General features: G+C 64.9%; 20 protein-coding genes. 9 read left to right on the top strand and 11 right to left on the bottom strand.

What is annotated here, in order from left to right:
• Nucleotides 1-19: 19 nt before the first annotated feature.
• The 4 genes from FR943_RS04275 to FR943_RS04260 form a co-directional block, all read right to left on the bottom strand.
• Nucleotides 20-250 carry an MbtH family protein gene (locus tag FR943_RS04275; protein ID WP_217155097.1) on the bottom strand — a complete coding sequence of 77 codons (231 nt, stop codon included), beginning with the start codon at nt 248-250 and terminating at the stop codon, nt 20-22.
• A gap of 157 nt (nt 251-407) precedes the next feature.
• Nucleotides 408-1688 carry a glycosyltransferase gene (locus FR943_RS04270; protein WP_217155096.1) on the bottom strand — a complete coding sequence of 427 codons (1281 nt, stop codon included), beginning with the start codon at nt 1686-1688 and terminating at the stop codon, nt 408-410.
• A gap of 23 nt (nt 1689-1711) precedes the next feature.
• Nucleotides 1712-2449 carry a class I SAM-dependent methyltransferase gene (locus tag FR943_RS04265; RefSeq protein ID WP_217155142.1) on the bottom strand — a complete coding sequence of 246 codons (738 nt, stop codon included), beginning with the start codon at nt 2447-2449 and terminating at the stop codon, nt 1712-1714.
• 76 nt (nt 2450-2525) lie between these two features.
• Nucleotides 2526-3650, bottom strand: a complete 1125-nt coding sequence (locus FR943_RS04260) for a TylF/MycF/NovP-related O-methyltransferase (protein WP_217155095.1) — start codon at nt 3648-3650, stop codon at nt 2526-2528.
• Nucleotides 3651-3903: 253 nt separating this feature from the next.
• On the opposite strand from FR943_RS04260, the gene FR943_RS04255 reads away from it, so the two are divergent.
• From FR943_RS04255 to FR943_RS04245, 3 genes are read left to right on the top strand one after another with little or no spacing between them, the layout of a single operon-like run.
• Entirely contained in the window at nt 3904-4833 is a 930-nt protein-coding gene (locus FR943_RS04255) for a metal-dependent hydrolase (RefSeq protein ID WP_217155094.1), read from the top strand.
• Nucleotides 4834-4845: 12 nt separating this feature from the next.
• Nucleotides 4846-5352: a DUF2505 domain-containing protein gene (locus FR943_RS04250; protein WP_217155092.1), complete on the top strand. Its 507-nt coding sequence runs from the start codon at nt 4846-4848 to the stop codon at nt 5350-5352.
• A 40-nt stretch (nt 5353-5392) separates the two neighbouring features.
• Entirely contained in the window at nt 5393-6451 is a 1059-nt protein-coding gene (locus FR943_RS04245) for an NAD-dependent epimerase/dehydratase family protein (RefSeq protein ID WP_217155141.1), read from the top strand.
• A gap of 18 nt (nt 6452-6469) precedes the next feature.
• Here the strand turns inward: FR943_RS04245 and FR943_RS04240 are convergent, their stop codons facing one another.
• Nucleotides 6470-7234, bottom strand: a complete 765-nt coding sequence (locus FR943_RS04240) for a phthiotriol/phenolphthiotriol dimycocerosates methyltransferase (RefSeq protein ID WP_308170461.1) — start codon at nt 7232-7234, stop codon at nt 6470-6472.
• Between the two features lie 202 nt (nt 7235-7436).
• Between FR943_RS04240 and FR943_RS04235 the strand changes: the two genes are divergently transcribed.
• The 4 genes from FR943_RS04235 (at nt 7437) to FR943_RS04225 (ending at nt 10903) form a co-directional block, all read left to right on the top strand.
• The gene (locus FR943_RS04235; protein WP_217155090.1) at nt 7437-8366 is read left to right on the top strand and encodes an efflux ABC transporter ATPase subunit, DrrA-related; all 930 of its coding nucleotides are present in this window, start codon (nt 7437-7439) and stop codon (nt 8364-8366) included.
• Nucleotides 8367-8397: 31 nt separating this feature from the next.
• Nucleotides 8398-9153, top strand: coding sequence for an ABC transporter permease (locus FR943_RS26300; RefSeq protein WP_246584823.1), 756 nt, complete (start codon nt 8398-8400; stop codon nt 9151-9153).
• Entirely contained in the window at nt 9150-9941 is a 792-nt protein-coding gene (locus FR943_RS26295; RefSeq protein ID WP_308170452.1) for an ABC transporter permease, read from the top strand. Before FR943_RS26300 ends, FR943_RS26295 begins: the two co-directional genes overlap by 4 nt.
• A 299-nt stretch (nt 9942-10240) precedes the next feature.
• The gene (locus FR943_RS04225) at nt 10241-10903 is read left to right on the top strand and encodes a rhamnosyl O-methyltransferase (protein WP_246584835.1); all 663 of its coding nucleotides are present in this window, start codon (nt 10241-10243) and stop codon (nt 10901-10903) included.
• 93 nt (nt 10904-10996) lie between these two features.
• Here FR943_RS04225 and FR943_RS04220 read toward each other — a convergent pair whose 3' ends face one another.
• The 4 genes from FR943_RS04220 to FR943_RS04205 all read right to left on the bottom strand — a co-directional run bounded on the left by FR943_RS04220 (nt 10997) and on the right by FR943_RS04205 (nt 14920).
• The gene (locus FR943_RS04220; RefSeq protein ID WP_217155139.1) at nt 10997-12133 is read right to left on the bottom strand and encodes an acyltransferase family protein; all 1137 of its coding nucleotides are present in this window, start codon (nt 12131-12133) and stop codon (nt 10997-10999) included.
• A gap of 64 nt (nt 12134-12197) precedes the next feature.
• Nucleotides 12198-13196, bottom strand: coding sequence for an NAD-dependent epimerase/dehydratase family protein (locus tag FR943_RS04215; RefSeq protein ID WP_217155086.1), 999 nt, complete (start codon nt 13194-13196; stop codon nt 12198-12200).
• Nucleotides 13197-13244: 48 nt separating this feature from the next.
• The gene (locus tag FR943_RS04210) at nt 13245-14627 is read right to left on the bottom strand and encodes a nucleotide sugar dehydrogenase (RefSeq protein ID WP_217155085.1); all 1383 of its coding nucleotides are present in this window, start codon (nt 14625-14627) and stop codon (nt 13245-13247) included.
• A gap of 89 nt (nt 14628-14716) precedes the next feature.
• Nucleotides 14717-14920, bottom strand: coding sequence for a hypothetical protein (locus FR943_RS04205; RefSeq protein WP_217155083.1), 204 nt, complete (start codon nt 14918-14920; stop codon nt 14717-14719).
• Here FR943_RS04205 and FR943_RS04200 point away from each other — a divergent pair.
• Complete coding sequence (locus tag FR943_RS04200) at nt 14913-15617, top strand: rhamnosyl O-methyltransferase (RefSeq protein WP_217155082.1); 705 nt, start codon at nt 14913-14915, stop codon at nt 15615-15617. The genes FR943_RS04205 and FR943_RS04200 overlap by 8 nt on opposite strands.
• 16 nt (nt 15618-15633) lie before the next feature.
• Here FR943_RS04200 and FR943_RS04195 read toward each other — a convergent pair whose 3' ends face one another.
• Nucleotides 15634-16899: a glycosyltransferase gene (locus FR943_RS04195; protein ID WP_217155081.1), complete on the bottom strand. Its 1266-nt coding sequence runs from the start codon at nt 16897-16899 to the stop codon at nt 15634-15636.
• 186 nt (nt 16900-17085) lie between these two features.
• Here FR943_RS04195 and FR943_RS04190 point away from each other — a divergent pair, with 186 nt between their 5' ends.
• Nucleotides 17086-18726 (top strand): GMC oxidoreductase, encoded by a 1641-nt coding sequence (locus tag FR943_RS04190; protein WP_217155079.1) that lies wholly within the window; start codon nt 17086-17088, stop codon nt 18724-18726.
• A gap of 27 nt (nt 18727-18753) precedes the next feature.
• Here FR943_RS04190 and FR943_RS04185 read toward each other — a convergent pair whose 3' ends face one another.
• Complete coding sequence (locus FR943_RS04185) at nt 18754-19767, bottom strand: Gfo/Idh/MocA family protein (RefSeq protein ID WP_217155078.1); 1014 nt, start codon at nt 19765-19767, stop codon at nt 18754-18756.
• Nucleotides 19768-19925: the final 158 nt, after the last annotated feature.

The raw sequence follows: 19925 nt of genomic DNA, 5'->3' as shown, positions 1-19925 counted from the left end.
GACTCCCTGACCCGGTGTTCTAGTGGTTCGACGTCCGGCTAACTGCCAGACGTTCGCGCAGGCTCCTCGGGCGGATGTCGGACCAGTTCTGCTCGATGTACTCGAGGCATCCGGCCCGGTCCGCCGCGCCGTGAACGACCTGCCAACCGGGCGGGACGTCGACGAAGGCCGGCCACAGACTGTGTTGTTCCTCGTCGTTGACCAGCACAAAGAAGCTGCCGTTGTCGTCGTCAAAGGGGTTGATGCTCACCGGTTCTCCCAGCCACTTTAATTGACGCTTATGCAAAGAATGTAATTGACGCTGACGCAACAAGTTGCAAAACCGCACTTCCCGGCTGTGACTGAGATCACCGACCTCAGGGCCCGGTAGCTGAACCCGCCGTCGCAAAGGCCCGCGACGGCGTCGATCAGGGCATACGGTGCCGGCGAGCGAAACTCTCCAAACAGTCGGCCGCGGCCGCGGCGCTCTTGGCCGGCTCGGTAATGCGGGTCGCGAGCTCACCGGCCCGGGCCACATGGTCGGGAGCCAAGATGGTGCGCAGGTCAGCCACCAGCGAGTCCTCGGTCGCGGTCGAGAACCGTCGGGCGGTGCCCACCTTCAGCCGTTTGACCGCGGCCCCGTAGATCGCGTGCACCAGGTCCCAGTACAGGATCAGCTGCGGAACCCCGGCCCGCATCACGATGGGCGTGGTGCTCGAACCACCGTGATGCACCACGGCGCGGCAGGCCGGGAAGGTCGTCGCGTAGTTCACCGTGCCCACCACTTTGACGTGCTCGAACTGCGGACCGTTGCCGAAGTCGGTGCCGGCGGCGCCGATCAGGGCCCGCTCCCCCAACCGCGAGCAGGCCGTCGCGATCATGGCGATGGTGTCGGCCGGAGACTCGACCGGAATGCTGCCGAAGCCGAAGAAGATCGGCGGCGTGCCCGCCGCGATCCACCGCGCGACCTCCTCGTCGGATTCCGTCGGCAATTCCAGCGTCAACGTGCCGACGAACGGACGGTTGAGCGGGCGCTTCCCCGCGTCACCGGCCCACTCGTCGGCCAGCCCCGGAAAGCACGCCTCGTCGTACGCCTGCATTTCCAGCGAGCCTCGCTCGGTGATCCGCCGGGGCGCAGAACCGCTGGACTTCCCCAGCCCCAATTCGCGCCGTTGCTGGTCCTCGACCTTCTTCGTCCCGCGCCACGACACCCACCAGAACGCCTTCACCACCGCGCGGCCCAGCCACGCCGGCAGGAACGGCAGCACGACGGCGTTGGGCCGCAACGGGAAATAGTGCAGGGTGGCCAACGGAATGTCGTAGTGCTCGGCGACGTTGGCGGCGGCGTCCTCGAAGTTGATGCCGGTGAAAATCAGGTCGGCCCCGTCGGCGAGCGACATCAGCGTCGAGCTCATGTCCTGCCACCCCTGCAGCAGCGGCCCGGCGATCTCGACCCGCGACCTGACCAGCTCCCGCACCTTCCAGGGGTGACGGAAGAAGCACGTCCAGAAGTCGCGGTGCGCGTCGAGAATCGACCGCGAATTCGGGCCGAACGCCACCGCTTTGGGCCCCGCCGCCTCGACGAAGCCGAGCAGGTCGGGCGGCACCGCCATCCACACCTCGTGCCCGCGGTCCACCAGCTCGCGGCCCACGGCGAGGTTGGGCTCGATGTCGCCGCGGCTCCCCCAGGTTGCCAGCACAAACTTCATCGCGGATGTCGACCTTTCGCGTCCTAGGTGTTGCGCGACGATCCCACACTCTCCCTGAGGAATTCGCCGAGATAGCGGGGCGACTTCAGGTTGAGCAGCCGCTTGCGGTCGGCTTTGAGGTCGGCGTAGGTGAGGGCTTCGATCTGCCTCGGCGTGTACGGCAGGGTGGATTCCGGGGTGCCCTTGCGGACGAATCCGACGCCCTGGTCGCATTTGAGGACGCCGACGAGCAGGTCCGGGCGGGTACTGCGGAGCTGCACAATGGCTTTCCACACGTCGCCGTTCCAGATGCCGATCTTCAACGGCCCTGACTGTTGCGCCATGAATTCCTCCCACGAGTCCGCGCGCCGGCCGGCCAGCTCGAACGGGGGGTTGCAATCGTGCAGGAAGATCACGCCGTCGTCCTTGAGATAACGGACCGTGTTCTCGACATCGCGCACCACCTGTTCGTAGGTGTGCAGGCCGTCGATCAGGGCGACGTCGATCCGGTGCTGCTCGAGCAGGGCGGTCTCGTTCTCGAAGAACGCGTCACTGGTGGTCTCGAAGTACCTCGTCACGCGGCCTTTGGCAGCGGCGAGTTCGCGGGATCGCGGCGGAATCCGGAACGCCGGGTCCACCGCGAGCTTGATGTCGGCGCTGATCCGCTGGAACGCCTGCCCCTTCGAGACCCCGATCTCCAGGTACACCGGGTCGCGACGCATCGCGAGCGCCTGCTGCACGGCCCGGATCCGGTTCACGCCGGGCAGCGCGTCCGCCAACATCACCAGCTTGTCGTTGATGCTCACGCAGCCATCCCCTTCATCAGACGATCCCCTTGGGAGAACAGACTTTTCGTTGTCATCGGTTGGCACCGTCGGGTTGCCGGGTGCGATCGAGCCGGCCCAGGCCGGTGATCTCCAGACTCACCGATTTGCGTTGTCCGGCCGCACCGAGCATGAACAGGATGTCGCCCACCGGGGCGCCCAGCCAGAACCGCCAGAACCGTTTGGTGAAGAACGCCCACGCGTAGTTCCCGTTGCCCACCAGCCAGTACACGGCGATCGCGAGGAAGTAGTACGCCACGCGCTTCACGCGCGAGGTGACCATCTCGACGTTCATCTCCCAAATTTCCAGACCCCAAGTGCGGTAACGCCATTCCAGGCCGTACTTGCGCTGGAACTCGTAGAACGCCTGCATCTCGGCGTTGGTGACCAGGTATTCGTCGAACACCAGGATGGACCCCTCGACGAAGCGGTCCTTGCAGGCCTCCAGGGCGTGCAGGCAACTCTCGTAGGTGTCCAGATCCATGTGGAACAAGCTGATCGGGGCACCCGGGTGCGCGGCCAGGAACGGATCCAGGGTGTCGTAGGTCATGCCCTTGACGAACTGCACCTTGCGGCCCAGCGCGGCGGGTATCCCGTCCTCGTCGAGGGTGACCCCGGTGTCCGGCATGAGGCGTTGGGCCAGCGGTTCGGTCAGGGAGAAGGTTCCGCTCTTGATGACCATCTGGTCGTCGACCTGCCAGTCTTCGACCAGACCGGAAAAGGTGTCGAAGCCGTGGACCGTGCGGTGGCTCGCGTCGGACGTGAGCCGAGTCGACCAACCGATCCACACCCCCAGGTCCAGCAGCAGACCCTCGGAATCCCCGGCCGGCCCTGACGCCAATTGGCTTGCCTCGGCCAGCAGCGGATGGCCCGGGATCTTGCACCGGCGCAGCTCGGCAAGGCTGCTGCGGATGAACGCCTGGTAGTCGTCGTCATAGACCGCGATGTCACGCGCGTAGAGGTTCGGGATGAAGCGGTCGCGCCCTGCACAGAGCAGGCGCGCACCGGCCAACAGCACCGCCAGCACGCCCAACCCGATCAGCAGGACCGGCACGAAGTAGCACGCCACGGCCGCGGCGATCGCGATGCCGATGAGCATCGCCCGCCAGAGCCGGTGCAGGTTCGTCCTGTCCACCGGCCGACTGTCGATCACAACCAACGGTTCACCCCATGTTTTTCTCGGCTGACCGGGCCTGACCAGTTCAGGTGTGGCCCCGCAGTCCGCAACGCGATCGTTGTTTGACGCGCACGGTACCGGCTGCTCGGACGTCAGGAGGGTTTATGGACGATGTCGTTGACGTATCCGTAAATTGATGTCATCGTGCGTGATGTCCCGCAGTGGACCTGGCCCGAGAGATCGGTCCAGAGCTGGGTCCAACAAGATCGGTCCCAAAAGATCGAGGTGCAATCAGGTGACTGATCTGCAAGTGCGCAAGCTGCGCTTCGGGTTCGCCGACCACGACGTGCCGTTCGCGTGGAACGCGTCCAACCCGGCGTTCTCGTGTGCCACAAATTCGCTCTCGTTCTTCGCGATCGCCTTCGAAAAGATGATCTGCGCGGCGGTCACCGAAGCGCTGCCCCTGATCAACGACCCGCAGGTGGCCGAGGAGGCCGCGGCATTCATGCGACAGGAGGGCCAGCACAGCATGGCCCACCGGCAGCATGCCAAGGCCCTGATCAAGAGCCACCCCGCACTGCAGGAGACCCTCGACACGGCGATCGCCATGTTCGACGACCTGACCGCCACCAAGCCGGTCAAGTACCGGCTGGCCTACACCGCCGACGTGGAAGCGACGTTCACGCCGTCGTTCAAGCTGATGCTCGACAACGCCGACACCCTGTTCGCGCCCGGCGACGACCGAGTGGCATCGCTGTTCTTGTGGCACACCGTCGAAGAAGTCGAGCACCGCAGTTCGGCACTGCTCATCTACGACGCCGTCATCGACGACCCCTGGTACCGCGCCCGCATGGCCCCGTCGATCTTCACCCACGTCGGCGCCGTGATGAACGCCATCTCCGAGAGCTTCAACCGGCTCGTCCCGATTGCGGACCGTAAGGTCGACGCACAGTGGGCGGACAGCACCCGCCGATGGAAACGTGCTCTGGCGCAGAAGTTTTCGTTCTTCGACTTTCCGGATTACGGACCGTGCGACAACGCCTACGGCCACATCCCACTACGTGAGAAGCTGGCCGCCGCCTCAGGTTGCGTCCGCAGCCAGATTCCCGGCCACAATCCCCGCAATGCGAAGCTGCCGGCCTTGGCCGCCGAATGGCTCGCCCGTTACGACGCCGGCTACGACGTCACCCGGTGGTACACCGGGGCCCGTAGCCAGCGAGCTTAGGAATGGTTGGCCATGGCACGTTCATTCGACGGCTCCACCGAGTCGCCGGCAAGCGTTGAGCAGATTCACGCAGCGTTCGGCCGCGAGGATTACTGGCTGGCCCGGCTGGCGGGCAGTGATGCCGCAACGACCACACTGGATTCGCTGACCGTCGATGCCGACGGCACAGTGACCGTGCGCCTGACCCAGCACCTGGGCCGTCAGCTGCTGCCCAAAGTGGTCGCCAATCTCGTTCCAGGAGAGCTGAACCTGGTACATCAGGAAACATGGACGCCCGACAATGACGGGCAGGTGCACGGGCAGATCCAGGTGTCGGTGCCGGGCGGGCTGGGGTCGTGCCGGGCGAAAACCTGGCTGGCGCCGGCGGATACCGGCTCACGACTGCGGTTCACCGGACGGGTTGACGTCAAGATCCCGTTGGTGGGCGGCAATCTCGAAAAGACCATCGGGGCCAGCTTGTCCGAGAACATCCCCGAGGTGGTGCGCTTCACCACCACGTGGGTCACCGAGAACGCCTGAGCGCTGTAGGAACCGGAGGCATCGAACAGTGTCGACATCAGTGCTCATCACGGGCGGGGCGGGATTCATCGGGTCCGCGCTGGCTCACCGTCTCGTCGAAGCCGGCTACGAGGTGGCGGTGGTCGACGTCCTGCACCCGCAGGTACACGGCGACCACGCCACCCTCGAACTCCCCTCCGCCGTACGATTTTTCACCGGCGACGTCACCCACGCCCCCGACCTGGACGCTGTACTGCGGTTGTTCCGTCCCGACCAGATCGTCCATTTGGCGGCCGAGACCGGTACGGCGCAATCGCTGTCGGAGGCGACGCGGCACGGTTCGGTGAACGTCGTCGGAACGACTCAGCTACTCGATGCATTGAGTCGTGCGGGCCACGTGCCCGATCAACTCGTGCTGGCCTCATCGCGGGCGGTATACGGCGAGGGCGCGTGGCAAGCCGGCACTGAGATCTTTTATCCGAGGCCGCGTAGTCACGCTCAACTGGCGGCCGGCAGCTGGGATCCGACGGGAGCCGATTGCGCCCCTGCGGTACCGCTGCCGAGCTCGACAGCCGAAACACAGCCGCGCCCCACCAACATCTATGCCGCAACCAAGCTCGCGCAAGAGCATCTGCTGGCCGCCTGGACCGCCGCGCACGACACCAACCTCAGCGTGCTGCGGCTGCAGAACGTCTACGGCCCGGGCCAGTCGCTGACGAATTCGTACACCGGGATCGTCGCGCTGTTCGGCCGACTGGCACTGGCCAAGCAGGCGCTGGAGGTCTACGAGGACGGCCGGATCCTGCGCGACTTCGTCTACATCGACGACGTCGTCGAGGCACTGTACTCGGCGATCTACGAGCCCGCCGCGACACTGCGCTGCCTCGACATCGGGTCGGGAGTCCCGACCACCATCCACGAGTTGGCGCAGAAGATGGCCATCCTCTGCGATGCCCCCGAGCCGGTCGTCGTGGGGAAGTTCCGCGACGGTGACGTCCGCGCCGCGAGGTGCGATGTCGAACCGACGATCAAGGAGCTCGGATGGCGCCCCAAGTGGGGGCTCGAGGATGGCCTGCGCGCCCTGCTCGACTGGATCGGCGGGCAGGGCGCGACTGGTTGATCATCGGCTCCGTGCGGGTTATCCCTTGGTGAGGCAATACATCCGGTAGAACTGCTTGCCGTTCTCGAGGTCCCGTGACAGCGGTGTACCCGTCGTCGGTGCGCTGCCGATCGAGCGGAGGAACCCCGGCGCAATGCGGTCCCACACCGCATCCCACTGCGGCTTGTTCAGCTCCATGCCGCGCAGCACCTGCTTGTTGATGTCCCGCCCGGCCACCATCCGCATCCCGGTGGCCTCGAGGTCGGCCTCCCACTGGTCGCACTGGTACCACTGTCGAATGTCGGTGTACAGGAACTCTCCGCCGGGGCGGAGCACTCGTGTCACCTCGCTCAGGAACTGGGTGAAGTGAGGATAGAAATGCGACGATTCCACATTGATCACGGCATCGAATGACTCGGCCCGGAATGGCAGCTGTTCGGCGTCACCCTCGATGAACTCCAACCCGGGAACGTGATGTCGGCGCCGGCAGAAAGTGATGCCGACGGCGTTCAGGTCAAGCCCCACATACGATTCCGCCCCGAAAGTGCGCATGATGTACGAGGCACCGCCACCATGTCCGCAGCCCACCTCCAGCACCCGCATTCCGGCGAGTCCGCCGTTCTGGGCTGCCACAGAGTGGTACAGCTGGATGGGATAGCGATGGGGCTCGTCAGTCGGGTCCAACGGAATCGCCATGGCCGGGTCTTCTTCATAGGCCCAGTTCATGAAGAGCACATCGTCAGAGGCGTGACCGGAAATGTAGCGGTACATCCGATTGTGCAGCCGTGCGTTCAGTTTCCACACCAGAGCCCGGCCCATACGGTCTGTGATGGTCATGGTCGGGCACCGTACCCGCCAACAATTGACGATGTAGACAAAATCTCGAACTTCGTCCAGACGAGCCCAATAACCTGGGCGGCCATGGAGTTAGAACATTCTTTCGGTCGCGTCAATTTCGTTAGCCGACTCCGCCCGCAGCCGCCCATGCCCGCGGTATCTTCTACCCGTGATCGAGCTAGACGGTGTGGCCAAGACCTATGACGGGTCCATACACGCACTTCAGGAGGTGAGTTTTGCCGTCCCCACCGGGTCGGTCTGCGCTCTGCTCGGTCACAACGGCGCCGGCAAGACGACGACGGTCAAGATCCTGTCCACGTTGCTCAAGCCCACCTCCGGCCGCGCGGTGGTCGCCGGCTACGACGTCGTCGAGCAGCCCGACAAGGTGCGGGCAAGCATCTCCACCATCGGACAGCTCGCCGCACTCGACGGGCAACTCACCGGGCGGGAGAACCTCGTACTGTTCGGCCGGCTGCGGGGCATGCGACGCAAGCGCGCGCAAGTGCAGGCTGAGGCGCTGATCGCGCAGTTCGACATGGCCCATGCCGCCGACCGGCGCGTCGATACCTATTCGGTCGGCATGCGCCGCCGCATCGATATCGCTGCGGCACTTGTGGTTCCACCGAAAGTGCTCTTCCTCGACGAGCCGACCACCGGATTGGACCCGCGCAGCCGTCGGGAGGTCTGGAACCTGGTGTCGACGATGTCGGCCCAGGGCGTCACCGTCCTGCTCACCACGCAGTATCTCGAAGAGGCCGACCTGCTCAGCGATTCGGTCGTGCTCATCAACGGCGGGCGCGTCATCGCCACCGGCACCGCCGACGACCTCAAACATTTGGCCGGATTCGGTTACTGCACAGTCAGTCCGGTCGATCCGGGCCACCTCGCCAAGATCTTCGCCGTGCTCGCCGACCTGGAGGACGCCCAAGCCGACCAGGAGGCAAACACGGTTTCGGTGCTGGCCCCCGACGGTGTCGCGACGCTCAGCGAGGTGTTCCGCCGCGTCGATCAGCTCGGGGTCGAGCTGGCCGACATCTCGCTGCGCAAGCCGTCGCTCGACGAGGCGTTCCTGCATCTCACGGAGAACGTCACCGCATGACGGTTCAGCGAGTAGCGCAAGCGGATCGCGCATGACAGCCGTGGCCGCTCTCACCGAGCGCATGGTGCTCGGTCAGCTGAGCGAGGACTTGCCGTTCGCGATTCTCGCGGCCGCGGGCAATTTCATGGTCTTCAATTTCGCCCTGCGCAATGTGTTCGATACCGGTTCGATGAGCTATCCGCAGTACGTGCTGCCGGTGATCATCATCCAGGTGATGTCGCTCGGAGTACTGGCCACCGTGGACCATGCCGCGCGAGAACAGCAGTCCGACTTCGGCATTCGGCTCCGCACTCTGCCGATCTCCGCTTTGGTTCCGTTGGTGGCACGGATGCTGTATTGCATCTTCCGCGGTGGCCTCGCCCTGCTCGCCGCCGTCGCCGTCGGCTATGCCTTCGGATTCCGGATGACCGGCGGGGTGGGCTACGCAGCGGCATTCGTGGTGCTTGTCCTGGTCTTGACGCTCGCGCTGTCACTCGGGGCCGATGCCCTCGGTGCCGCGCTCTCCGGGAGCGCGGTCGGAAAGAGCGGTACGGCCAGCCAGATGCTGTTGGTTCCGCAGCTGACGCTGATCATGCTGTCCACCGGGATGGCGCCGCTCGATGCTTTTCCAGACTGGCTGCGCCCGTTCGTGCACTACCAACCGGTCTCGCAGCTCACCGAAACCATGCGTGGCTTCTCCACCGGTCACGTGATGGTCGACAATCTGGCGATCAGCCTGGCGTGGTGCGGCGCAATGCTGGTGGTGTTCGGTGTGCTGGCGGTGCGGATGCAGAGGCGTGAGCCGTGACGTCGCATGCCGAGCTGCGCAGCTCCTATGTCGCCGAGAGTCTGCTGTTCTGCAACCAGCTGCTGACACATTGGCGGCGAGGGCCGGCGGTCACGATTCAAGCGGTGTTCCTGCCGACCTTCCTGTTGATCATGTACCAACTGCTGGTCGGCGAGTCGATCCTGCGCATCACCGGTGCGGACAGCATCTATGGCCTGGTCCCTACCTGCGCGGTGGCCGGTGCGATGTTCGGGGCACTTGCTGCCGGCATGACCATTCCCGTGGAACGCGACAGCGGGTTGCTCAGCCAGATGTGGCTGCTGCCGGTGCGGCGCGGCAGCGCACTGACCGGGCGGCTCCTCGCCGAAGCGGTACGCACCGTGGTGGCCACTGCCTTGATCACCGCGGTGGGTATCGGGATGGGCCTTCGCTTCGAAGGTAATCTGCTGGCGCTCATCGCATTTCTGTTGGTGCCGTCGGTGGTCGTGGTCATCTTTTCGATGGCGATCGTCGCGATTGCTACCCGCTCCAAGCGCGGCACCGTGCTCGTCTGGTTCGTGGTGCCGGCCATCAGTTTGGTGTTCGCCAGCTCCGGGGCGCCGCCCATCGAGATGTTGCCGACGTGGATGCAGCCGCTGGTCCGGCTTCAGCCGATGTCGGCAACCATTTCGGCCATGCGCGCCCTCGCCGAGGGCGGCCCCGTTCTGGAGGCGGTGCTGGTGGGCACCCTCTGGGCTGTCGGCCTGGTGGCCGTGGTCGCCCCACTGGCCATCAGCGGCTATCGAGCCGCGGCAGAGTCCGGGCGCTGAGACCGAACTTTGCGTCCTTGCCAACCTTTCGGGAGGCGACGCAGTTTGCGAAAAACTGACGTACACGTAAATCTTGCTCGATATTATTCCCCCGTAAGCGGACAACCGCGAGGACAGACCGCAGCGCCAACACTGCCGGTCCAACAATGGGAGAGCGCGTAGTGCCAACATCTAGCAGCGAGAAGGTAGCGCCCGGCGCCAGCTATGTGGACCGGAACAGCGTTCTGAGAATGGCCGCCGCCGTGATCGAACAGCGGCCCACACCGGCCGGCCTCGGACGGCGAATCGCATCGGGGCTGATGGCCCCGTTCCTGTACAAGTCGACCGGCTCGGAGGCCGACGAATACCACAAGTGGTACTTCAACACCATGGTGTGGAAGCGGACCACCTGGATGGGCGTCGAGACCTGGAAATCGGTCAGCGACATGTGGAACTACCAGGAAATCCTCGTCGACCTGAAGCCCTCGCTCGTGGTCGAGTTCGGCACCAACCAGGGTGGCTCGGCGATGTACTTCGCCAACGTCATGAGGCAGATCGGCCAACCGTTCAAGGTGCTTTCCGTCGACGTCACCCACGAGCGTCTCAATCCGATCGCACAACGCGATCCCGATGTGCTGTTCGTCGAATCACGGTCCAACGTGCCGGCGATCGCCGACCAGATTCGGGATCTCCGGAAGGATTACCCCGGCAAGGTTTTCACCATCCTGGACAGCGACCACTCCATGAAGCACGTGCTGTCGGAGATGAAACTGTTGCGGCCCTTGCTCACCCGAGGCGACTACCTCCTCGTGGAAGATTCCATGCTCAACGGTCATCCCAACCTCCCCGGGTGGGGGCCAGGCCCGTACGAGGCCATCGAGGCGTACGAGCAGGAATTCCCGAACGACTACACCCACGACGTAGACCGTGAGAACAAATTCGGATTCACCTACGCACCCAACGGATTCCTGATCCGCAACTAGGTCCGGCGCCCCGCGTCGCGCCCTCCGGGACAGCTTCTGAACTGCATGCCCCGGGGGTGCGACCGGCGGCCTTGGCCGGCCACGCGTAACCGACTAGTAGGCCGACGCTTGCGCTTCGCCAGGTAGGCGCCGGCGCGGGAACCGAGATTTCAGTCGAAGGGCCCGCTTCTCGACCGCAAACCAGCTCAGGGCCGCCAACGGCAGCGTGACGGTCACCGCAACCGCCGAGAACACCACCGGATTCAGAACGCCCAGACCACACACGATCAGCAGTTGCTGCATCGGCCAGGCGTAGACGTAGACGCCGTAGGACAGATCTGTCCGCAGCGTCAGCCATCCCTGACGGGCCAAGGCACCGGAGACGATGACGGCGTAGGCAAGCGGGATGGCGCCGACGATGTGGTAGTTGGGCAGCAGGCTCGAGGCCAGAACCACCACAACGCTCAACGCGACGAGCGACCAGCGGGCTGGAATCCGGCTGCGGAGTTGGTAGAGCAATGCGCCAGTGAGATACATCAGGTAGAGACGGGCGCTAACTTGCTGCACCACGAGCATGGCGGTGGCGGTATCGACCGGTTGCGCGCCGGGTGGCTGCTCCACCACATCGTTCAGCGGCGGCAAACTCGCCGCCCACCACAGCGTCAGAACGAACAAGGTGGGGATGAGCCAACGGCGCGAGAGCAGGCCGGTGGCCCCGAGCACGGCGGTACCGATGTAGCACATCACCACGAATGTCAATGTCCAGAGCGAGCCGTCCCACTGCCCCGGCCACGGGATGTCCAATGGTGTTCCAGCGACGTCGAACTTGACGATCAGCATCGCGCTGTTCTGCAGCACGTACAGAAATGGCTCGCGAGAAAACAGCAGCTTTACAGGCGAGTCACCCTGGACGGCAAGAGAAATCGGTGCGATCACGAACGCCGTGACGATCAGGCAGACCCAGAACCCGGGCAACAGCCGCAGCGCGCGGGACAGGAGAAATTCCCCGAGCCGCGGGTTTCGGAACCATGCCCGGGTGACGAGGAACCCCGAGATGGCGAAGAATCCATCGAGCCAGACGTTGGCGAGAAGCTGGTGTGCCGGCTCGAATTCGATCCGGCGCCCGGTCAGCGGCCACGAGTGCGCCAGGATGACGCCAGTCAAGAGCACCAAGCGCCAGGCGTTCAGTGCGTTGTTGCGTGGATCGAAAACCTTCCCGAGCTTCGCACCTATTCGCGGCTGTTCCCGCAGACTATTCGGTGTGGCTTTTTGTATCTCTGCGACGTCGGGGAGCCTGCTCAACTTCGTCGATCCTTCACACCTTCTCGGGGAGCTCTTCCAGGTACCACGGGTTGTCCCGCGCCCACTCGATCGTGCGGCGGATACCTTCTTCCACGTCGACGTTCAGCCGCCAGCCCAGCTCCCGCTGCGCCTTGGTCGAATCCGGGATACGTCGCGGAATGTCCTCGTAGCGGACGCCGTAACGCGCTGCGGTGTCCACGGATTCAGTACCCGACACCGAGTCCACACTCGCGATCTTGATCGCCAGCTCGATCGCATCCCGCATGGTGGTCTCGGTCATGCTGCCGACGTTGAAGGCCTCGCCGATCGCGTCGTCGCTGTCGGCGGCGAGCAGGGTGCCGGCCACGGCGTCGTCGACGTAGGTGAAGCACCGGGTCTGCTCACCCGAGTCGTACAGCAACGGCTCACGCCCGTTGAGGATCCGGTGAATCGACTGTGAGATCACGAAGATCGGATTCTGCCGCGGGCCGTACACGTTGAAGTAACGCACCACCGTCACCGGCAGACCGTGTGCCGAGTGCATCGCGAACACCAAGTGCTCAGCCATGCCCTTGCTGGTGCTGTAACTCCAGCGCGCGGTTTTGGTCGAGCCGAGCACGCGGTCGTCGTCCTCGGCCCACGGCGGTTTGGGATTCTTGCCGAACACCTCCGACGTGCTGGCGAACAGCACACGGATCCCGTTGCGGTGGCTCAGTTCCAGGACATTGCGGGTGCCGATCACGTTGACGTCGAGGACCCGCAACGGGTCGCTCATGTAGTTGCCGACACCGACCACCGCCGCCAAGTGGAAGACCGTGTCCACGTCGGCAGTCAGGGCCCCCTCCAGGGCGGAGATGTCGGTGACGTCGCCCTGCACGAACCGGAAGTTCGGATGACGGTCAAAGTCGATGCTGGTGTCACGGGTGTTCTTCGCAAAGTCGAAGATGGTGACCGAGTCACCGCGGGCCAGCAACGCCGACACCAGATGCGATCCGATGAAACCGTAGCCGCCGGTCACCACAACGTTAGCCATCGTCACTCTTTCATCTCGGGTAGCGGTCCGGGTTCACACGTCGGCCGCTCAGCGGCCGATCCCCTTGTAGACGAAGCCGGCGGCTCGTACCGCCGCAGGGTCGAAACTGTTACGGCCGTCGAGGAATACACACCCGGCTGCCGTCAGGTCCGCCAGCCGGGTGAGCGGCGTCTGATGGAACTCACGGTGCCCGGCCAACACCACCAACGCATCGGCATCCTTGACCGCGGATTCGATGTCCGGGCTCAGCGGGACGCTCGTCACCGTGACGGCTTCGTCGTCCGGCACCCACGGATCGTGGACCGAGAGCTGACAGCCCGACTCTTCGAGCAGCGCGCAGACGTACTTGGTCGGCGTCAGACGGCAGTCACCGGTGTTGTTCTTGAACGCGATACCCAACACCGCAATCTTGCTGTCCTGGATCGCCTTTCCCTGATCGGCGAGCAACTGGGTGAGCAGACCGTAGGTATACGTGGGCATCGTGTCGTTGACGGTCCGCGATGTGCGCGGGATCGACAGCTCCAGCCCGACGGACTCGCCCAGGTGGTTGACGAACCACGGATCCTTCGTCAGGCAGTACCCGCCGACGCCCATGCTCGGCCGCAGGATGTTGACGTTGTGGGTGCCTTTCGGCATGGTGTTGGCCGCGTCGATGACCTGGAGGGCATCCATGTCGAGCTGATCGCACAGCTTGGCGAGCTCGTTCGCCATCGCGACGTTGAGATCGACCCAGAGGTTGTCGGCGAGCTTGACCATCTCGGCGGTTCGCGGATCGTCGACCACCACGGAGTCCACCCCCAGGGCATGGCGCCACAACGTGGCGCACGCCCGTGCGCTGCGCTCGTCGACCGCGCCGACCACGACCGGGATCGAGGTCAACTCGTGAATGGCCTGTCCTTCGGCCAGGCGTTCGGGGCAGAACGCGAGCCCGAAGTCCACGCCCGCACGCAAACCCGAGGCGGCTTCGAGGATGGGCCGGACGAGTGTCTCGGTGGTGTCGGGCGGCACCGTGCTCTTGAGGATCACCACATGGCCGGCCTGCAGGTGCTCACCCACCGCGGCCGCGGCGGCTTTGATGTCGTCGACGATCGGCTCGTAGTCCGGTCCCAAGGGCGTCCCGACATTGACGATGACGAAGTCGTTTTCGGCGATCACACCGAAATCGGTCGTGGCGCGCAGCCGACCGGTCCGCACACTGTTGGCCACCAGTTCGCTCAGCCCCGGCTCGGCCACCGAGGTCTTGCCGAGGTTGAGCTCGTCAACCACGCTTTGCCGCACGTCGATACCGGTCACCGGCCATCCGCGATCGGCCAGCACGGCACCGATCACGGTGCCGATGTAGCCGAATCCGACCACGGCGATCCCGCACCGCTTGCCGCGAACCAGCAGATCGATTTCGGCGTCGCTGCTTCCGAACGCTCCTCTAGCCATGCGATACCCAGCCTTCCCGGTGCTGCGCGCGCCGTCCGACGATGACAGCGAAGGCCGCACCTCCGACGCCGATCGCTCGGCAGCTTAATTCACGCGAGCGTCAGCGACTCGAGATTCGGGGCGAAACTGACGCTAGCGGAAATTTTTCCTGAGATCGCGTCCAGCTGGGCATCAGCCGCTGCTAGCATCCGGCGGAGCATCGCCGAAGTCACGAAATCCAGACGGGGAGTTTCCATGGTACTGAGACGCGAATCTGTCGAGAAGACCACCTTTTCGGGAATTGCAATGGCCACCCTGGTGTCCCTGCGGAGACTCGTGAATTCGGTCGCTGCGGTGGCTTTCTACCAACCGACCGGCTCAGAGGCCGAGGAATACCACAAGTGGTATTACAACACCTTTGTCTGGCAAAAGACCAGCTGGCTAGGGGTAACCACATGGAAGTCCGTCAGCGACATGTGGAACTATCAGGAAATAATCGCCGACCTGAAGCCGTCCCTGATAATCGAATTCGGCACGAATCAGGGTGGCTCGGCGCTATTCTTCGCCACGATCATGAAGCGGCTCGGCCAGCCATTCAAAGTGCTGTCGGTGGACATCAGTCACAAACACCTCGACCCGGCCGCGCGCCGCGATCCCGACATCGAGTTCATCGAGTCGTCCTCCACTCGTCCCGAGATTGCTGAGCAGATCCAGCGGCTCAAGAGCGAGTACCCCGGCAAGATCTTCGCCATCCTCGACAGCGACCACTCGATGGATCACGTGCTGGCCGAGATGAAGCTCCTGCGGCCGCTGCTGTCGTCCGGCGACTATCTGTTGGTCGAGGATTCCACCGTCAACGGCCACCCCGTGCTCCCCGGGTGGGGGCCCGGCCCGTACGAGGCCGTCGAAGCCTACGAGCAGCAATTCCCCGATGACTACACCCACGACGTGGAGCGCGAGAACAAGTTCGGCTTCACCTTCGCTCCGTACGGTTTTCTGATCCGCAACTGAGGGCGACCGCCGGCGATCAGCCCCGCCGGCGGCGGGCGAAGTCTTCGACCAGATCCGCGGCCGCCACCGCACTGTGCGCGGGCATGGTGATCTGCGGTGCGAGTTCTCGGGCCCGGGTCAGGTATTCCGGGGCAAGGATCCGGCGCAGGTCGGCCACCAGCGTCTTGGCGGTGGTCGCCGAAAAACGCCTTCCGGCACCGACTTTCATCCGCTTGAGCTGAGCCGCGAAGAACGGCTGATCAGGCAGCGTCCACAGCACCAACTGCGGCACCCCGGCCCGCAGGCATGCGGCCAAGGTGCCGGCGCCGCCGTGGTGTACCACCGCACGACAGAGCGGGAACAGCGTCGCGTAATTCACCTGGCCAACCACCTTGACGTGCTCGGACTGTGGCGCCCCGCTCAGGTCGGTGCCCCCGGCCCCGATCAGCGCGCGCTCCCCCAACTGCGCGCAGGCCGCACTGATCATGGCGATCGTCTCGGCCGGGGATCCGATCGGCACGCTGCCGAACCCGAAGAAGATCGGCGGCGTTCCCTGCCGCACCCACGAAGCCGCATCGTCGTCGGCATCCGTCGGCGAGGCCATCGCCAATCCACCGACAAAGGGCCGCTGGTCGGCCCAGCGCGCCCATTCGACCGCCAGCCCCGGGAAGCACACCTGGTCGTAGGCCTGGATTTCCAGCGAGCCGCGGTCGGCGATCCGCTGCGGTGCGGGACGCGTCGCCGCCGGCAGGCCCAGCTCACGACGCTGCGCGTCTTCGTCCTTCTTCGTGCCGCGCCACGCCAACCAGTCGTTCACCGCCATGGCCTTGCGGCCCAACGGCGCCGGCACGAACGGCAGCAACTGGCCGTGCGCCCGGACCGGGAAGTAATGCAGCGTGACCAGTGGGAGGTCGAAGTACTCGGCGACGTTGGCCGCGGGCTGCTCGAAGATCAGGCCGGTGAGCAGCAGGTCGGCACCGTCGGCCACGGAGGTCAGCGTCTTGGTCATCTGCGCCCAGCATTCGGCCGCGAACCGCTCGGTCTCGCGCGACATCCGTCTGAGTTCCTTGACCTTCCACGGGGTCCGGGAGTAGCAGGTGAAGTACTCGCGCTGCAGGTCCAGAATCGGATTCGAGTCCAGCCCGTAGGCGTCCCCCGTCAGCCCGGCCGACTCGACAAAACCCACCAGGTTCGGCGGCACGGCCATGGAAACCTCATGCCCTCGACGCTGCAATTCGCGCCCCACCACGACCGCGGGCTCGACGTCGCCGCGGCCGCCATAGCTCGCCAGCACCAATTTCATAGCGGGCCCTGGCCTTTCCGTCCCTGGGATCGTCCATGTTCGCCGACGGCGGGTTCGGCTCGGACAGATTTTGACGATATCGTAAGTTATCGCCGCAAAACGGGGTATGCCCGACCGGCTGAGCAGGTAACTTCGCAGCGTCGGTCCCTGGCCGATCTTTGGGCCATCACGCAGAGGAGCTCGACTTTGGCCGACGGCGGAGTAGACGCGCGCGCAGCCGAGCGCATCGTCTGGGATGTCATCGTCGTGGGCACCGGCATGGGTGGCGGCACCCTGGGCCACCGGCTGGCCCGTTCGGGCCGTCGGGTGCTTTTCGTCGAGAAGGGACGCTCGACACTGCCCGGAGCGCCGGGCACCATTCGCGCGGCCATGCCGGAACTGGCCGAGCCCAACTCGGCGCGTTCCCCAGCGGCGTACTACGACGCGCTGGCCCGCGGCGGTCGCACGACCGACGAGGTCGAGGACATCAGCAGGCGCTTCCCCAAGCGATTCGTGCCGTTCATCGGGAGCGGCACCGGCGGATCCTCGGCCCTCTACGGCATGGTGTGCGAGCGTTTCTTCGCCGACGATTTCACGCCCCGACAGAACTTTCGCGACCCCGGCGATTCCACCGTGCCCGAGGCCTGGCCGGTGAGCTATGACGAGATGCTCCCCTGGTACACCGAGGCCGAGAAGCTGCTGGGCGTCCGTGGTCAGGCCGACCCGCTGCGTCCGGAGGCGCTCGACGTGGGTCTGCCTGCCGCACCGCCTTTTTCGTCCGACAACCAGCCTCTGGTCGACTACCTGACGGGCCGTGGCCTGCATCCTTACCACCTGCCGATGGCGTGCGACTACACCGAGGATTGCACCACCTGTCAGACCTACCTGTGTCCACGATCGTGCAAGAACGAGGCCGGCCGCAACGGCGTGCTGCCCGCCGTCACCGAACACGGCGCCCAACTCCTGACGCAATGCCGCGTCGTTCGCCTCGACGCCGACCGCACCAGCGTGCGCAGCGTGATCTGCGAACATCCCCAAGGCACCCTGATGCTGCGGGGCAAGGTGGTGGTCCTGGCCGCCGGCGCGCTGGCCACCCCGGTACTGCTGCTCAACTCACGGTCGGGCGACTGGCCGGGCGGATTGGCGAACGGCTCGGACTGGGTGGGACGCAACCTGATGCGCCATCTCCTGGATCCGGTCGAGATCTGGCCCGAGCCCGACAGCCGGATCACCGCCGCCAACAAAGAGATCGGCCTCAACGACTTCTATTTCTACGGCGGGCAGAAGTACGGCACCGTGCAATCCTTCGGGGCTCTACCACCGATGGAGATGCTCACCAACCGGCCGGGCGCGCGGGGCAAGGCGCTGCGCGCCATGCGGCCGGCGGTGCGCCGGGTCTACGAGCGCTTCTTCACCGGCGGACTGGTGCTGGCGGCGATGATGGAAGACCTGCCCTATCTGGACAACCGCATCCTGCCGTCGGCGCAACCCAGTTCTGACGGCCGACAGCGGATGCGTCTGCAGTATCGGTTGCACCCCAACGAGATCGAACGGCACGCGGCATTCATGCGCCGATTCAAGGAGCTGCTCGCCCCGTTCCGCAAGATCACCCTGGGCAGCGGCAAGGACAACGCGAACCTCGGCCACGTCTGCGGCACCTGCCGATTCGGTACCGATCCCAAGACCAGCGTGTTGAACCCCCAGAACCGGTCCCACGAAGTGGACAACCTCTACGTGGTGGATACCTCGTTCTTCCCGTCCAGCGCCGGGCTGAACCCGAGCCTGACCGTGGCGGCCAACGCGTTACGGGTGGCGGCGCACATCGATCAGGCAGATTTCCCCGCCTGATCGATGTGCGTCACACGGACATGGGTCTCAGCTCGGCATCCGGATGGGCAGGCCCGCCGCACGATAGACCGCGTCGATGACCGACAGGTTTTCGACCGCGTCGTCCGGTGTCGTCCGCACCGGCACCCCACGAAGCACCGACGCCACGAACGCATCGAGCTGGTAGTCGTAACACGCGCGCCGCGGAAAACTCTCCACCCGCTTGCGGCCGTCTGACCTGATCGACAGCCGCGGAAAAAGATTCGGTGCCGCCGGGCTCAACCACCGCAACTCACCGCGGTCCCCGACCACCTTGGCCCGAGCCCGGAACAAGTTCGATGACCACAGCGCGCACCGTATCCGGCCGGTATGACCGCCGGCGTAACGCAACTCGGCAGTCATGGCCCGATCAACTTGCGGGCTGCGCAGCTTCGCCTGCGCCGAAACGACCTCCGGGGTGGAGCCACCGAATGTACGGGCCATGTTGGCCACATAGCTTCCGGCATCCATCATGGCGCCGCCGGCGAAGTCGTAGTTGTAGCAGTTGCCCTTGAACGTCGGCAGCAGCACGCACAAGTCGATGTCCACCCGCTGTAGCCTGCCGATCTCACCCGAGGCGATGATCTCTTCGACCCGCAAGGTCAGCGGATGATGGCGAAATTGGATGGCCTCCATCACCACTCGATCCGACTTCGCCGCCTGCTCGGCGACCTCCCGGGCCTCGTCGGCGTTGGCGACGAAGGGCTTTTCGCACAGCACATGCTTGCCCGCCTCGAGTGCTGCCCGGGTCCATCTACCGTGCAAGCTGGTGGGCAGGAGGACGTACACCGCGTCGAGGTTCGGATCCTCGACCAGTGCCTGAAGGCTGCCGTGCGCCCGTGGGATGCCGTGTTTGTCGGCGAACGCCTGAGCACCGGGCAGCTCACGTGATCCCACCGCTGAGATCACCACCTCGTCATTTTCCTTGGCGGGGTTGAGAAGTGTGGTGGGTGCATAGCTCGAGGCCCCCAGGATGCCGATCCGCACCGGAGCTTGCGTTTCCGGCAGTGATCCGGCCTTCATTACTTTCTCCACGGCTCGGCAATCCCTTCTGTGGACGAATGATCCTGACATGCCAGCACTGTCGGTGTGGCAGAAATGTGGTGAGCCTCGGCGTTCGACCGTAGTCCGATCGGTTCTCGTGTCGTGCTCGTCTCATGAATCACACTGCGGAACAACCA

This window comes from [Mycobacterium] fortunisiensis, from assembly GCF_019050325.1.
GTDB lineage: Bacteria > Actinomycetota > Actinomycetes > Mycobacteriales > Mycobacteriaceae > Mycobacterium > Mycobacterium fortunisiensis.
This window is presented reverse-complemented; position numbering and strand designations above follow the sequence as displayed.

What these genes read in the sequence shown, in the direction of transcription:
- FR943_RS26300 (WP_246584823.1), top strand. Translation starts at nt 8,398, where the DNA reads ATGACAGCCGTGGCCGCTCTCACCGAGCGCATGGTGCTCGGTCAGCTG.
- FR943_RS04210 (WP_217155085.1), bottom strand. Translation starts at nt 14,627, where the DNA reads ATGGCTAGAGGAGCGTTCGGAAGCAGCGACGCCGAAATCGATCTGCTG.
- FR943_RS04185 (WP_217155078.1), bottom strand. Translation starts at nt 19,767, where the DNA reads ATGAAGGCCGGATCACTGCCGGAAACGCAAGCTCCGGTGCGGATCGGC.
- FR943_RS04215 (WP_217155086.1), bottom strand. Translation starts at nt 13,196, where the DNA reads ATGGCTAACGTTGTGGTGACCGGCGGCTACGGTTTCATCGGATCGCAT.
- FR943_RS04270 (WP_217155096.1), bottom strand. Translation starts at nt 1,688, where the DNA reads ATGAAGTTTGTGCTGGCAACCTGGGGGAGCCGCGGCGACATCGAGCCC.
- FR943_RS04200 (WP_217155082.1), top strand. Translation starts at nt 14,913, where the DNA reads ATGGCCACCCTGGTGTCCCTGCGGAGACTCGTGAATTCGGTCGCTGCG.
- FR943_RS04265 (WP_217155142.1), bottom strand. Translation starts at nt 2,449, where the DNA reads ATGTTGGCGGACGCGCTGCCCGGCGTGAACCGGATCCGGGCCGTGCAG.
- FR943_RS04225 (WP_246584835.1), top strand. Translation starts at nt 10,241, where the DNA reads ATGGCCCCGTTCCTGTACAAGTCGACCGGCTCGGAGGCCGACGAATAC.
- FR943_RS04250 (WP_217155092.1), top strand. Translation starts at nt 4,846, where the DNA reads ATGGCACGTTCATTCGACGGCTCCACCGAGTCGCCGGCAAGCGTTGAG.
- FR943_RS04195 (WP_217155081.1), bottom strand. Translation starts at nt 16,899, where the DNA reads ATGAAATTGGTGCTGGCGAGCTATGGCGGCCGCGGCGACGTCGAGCCC.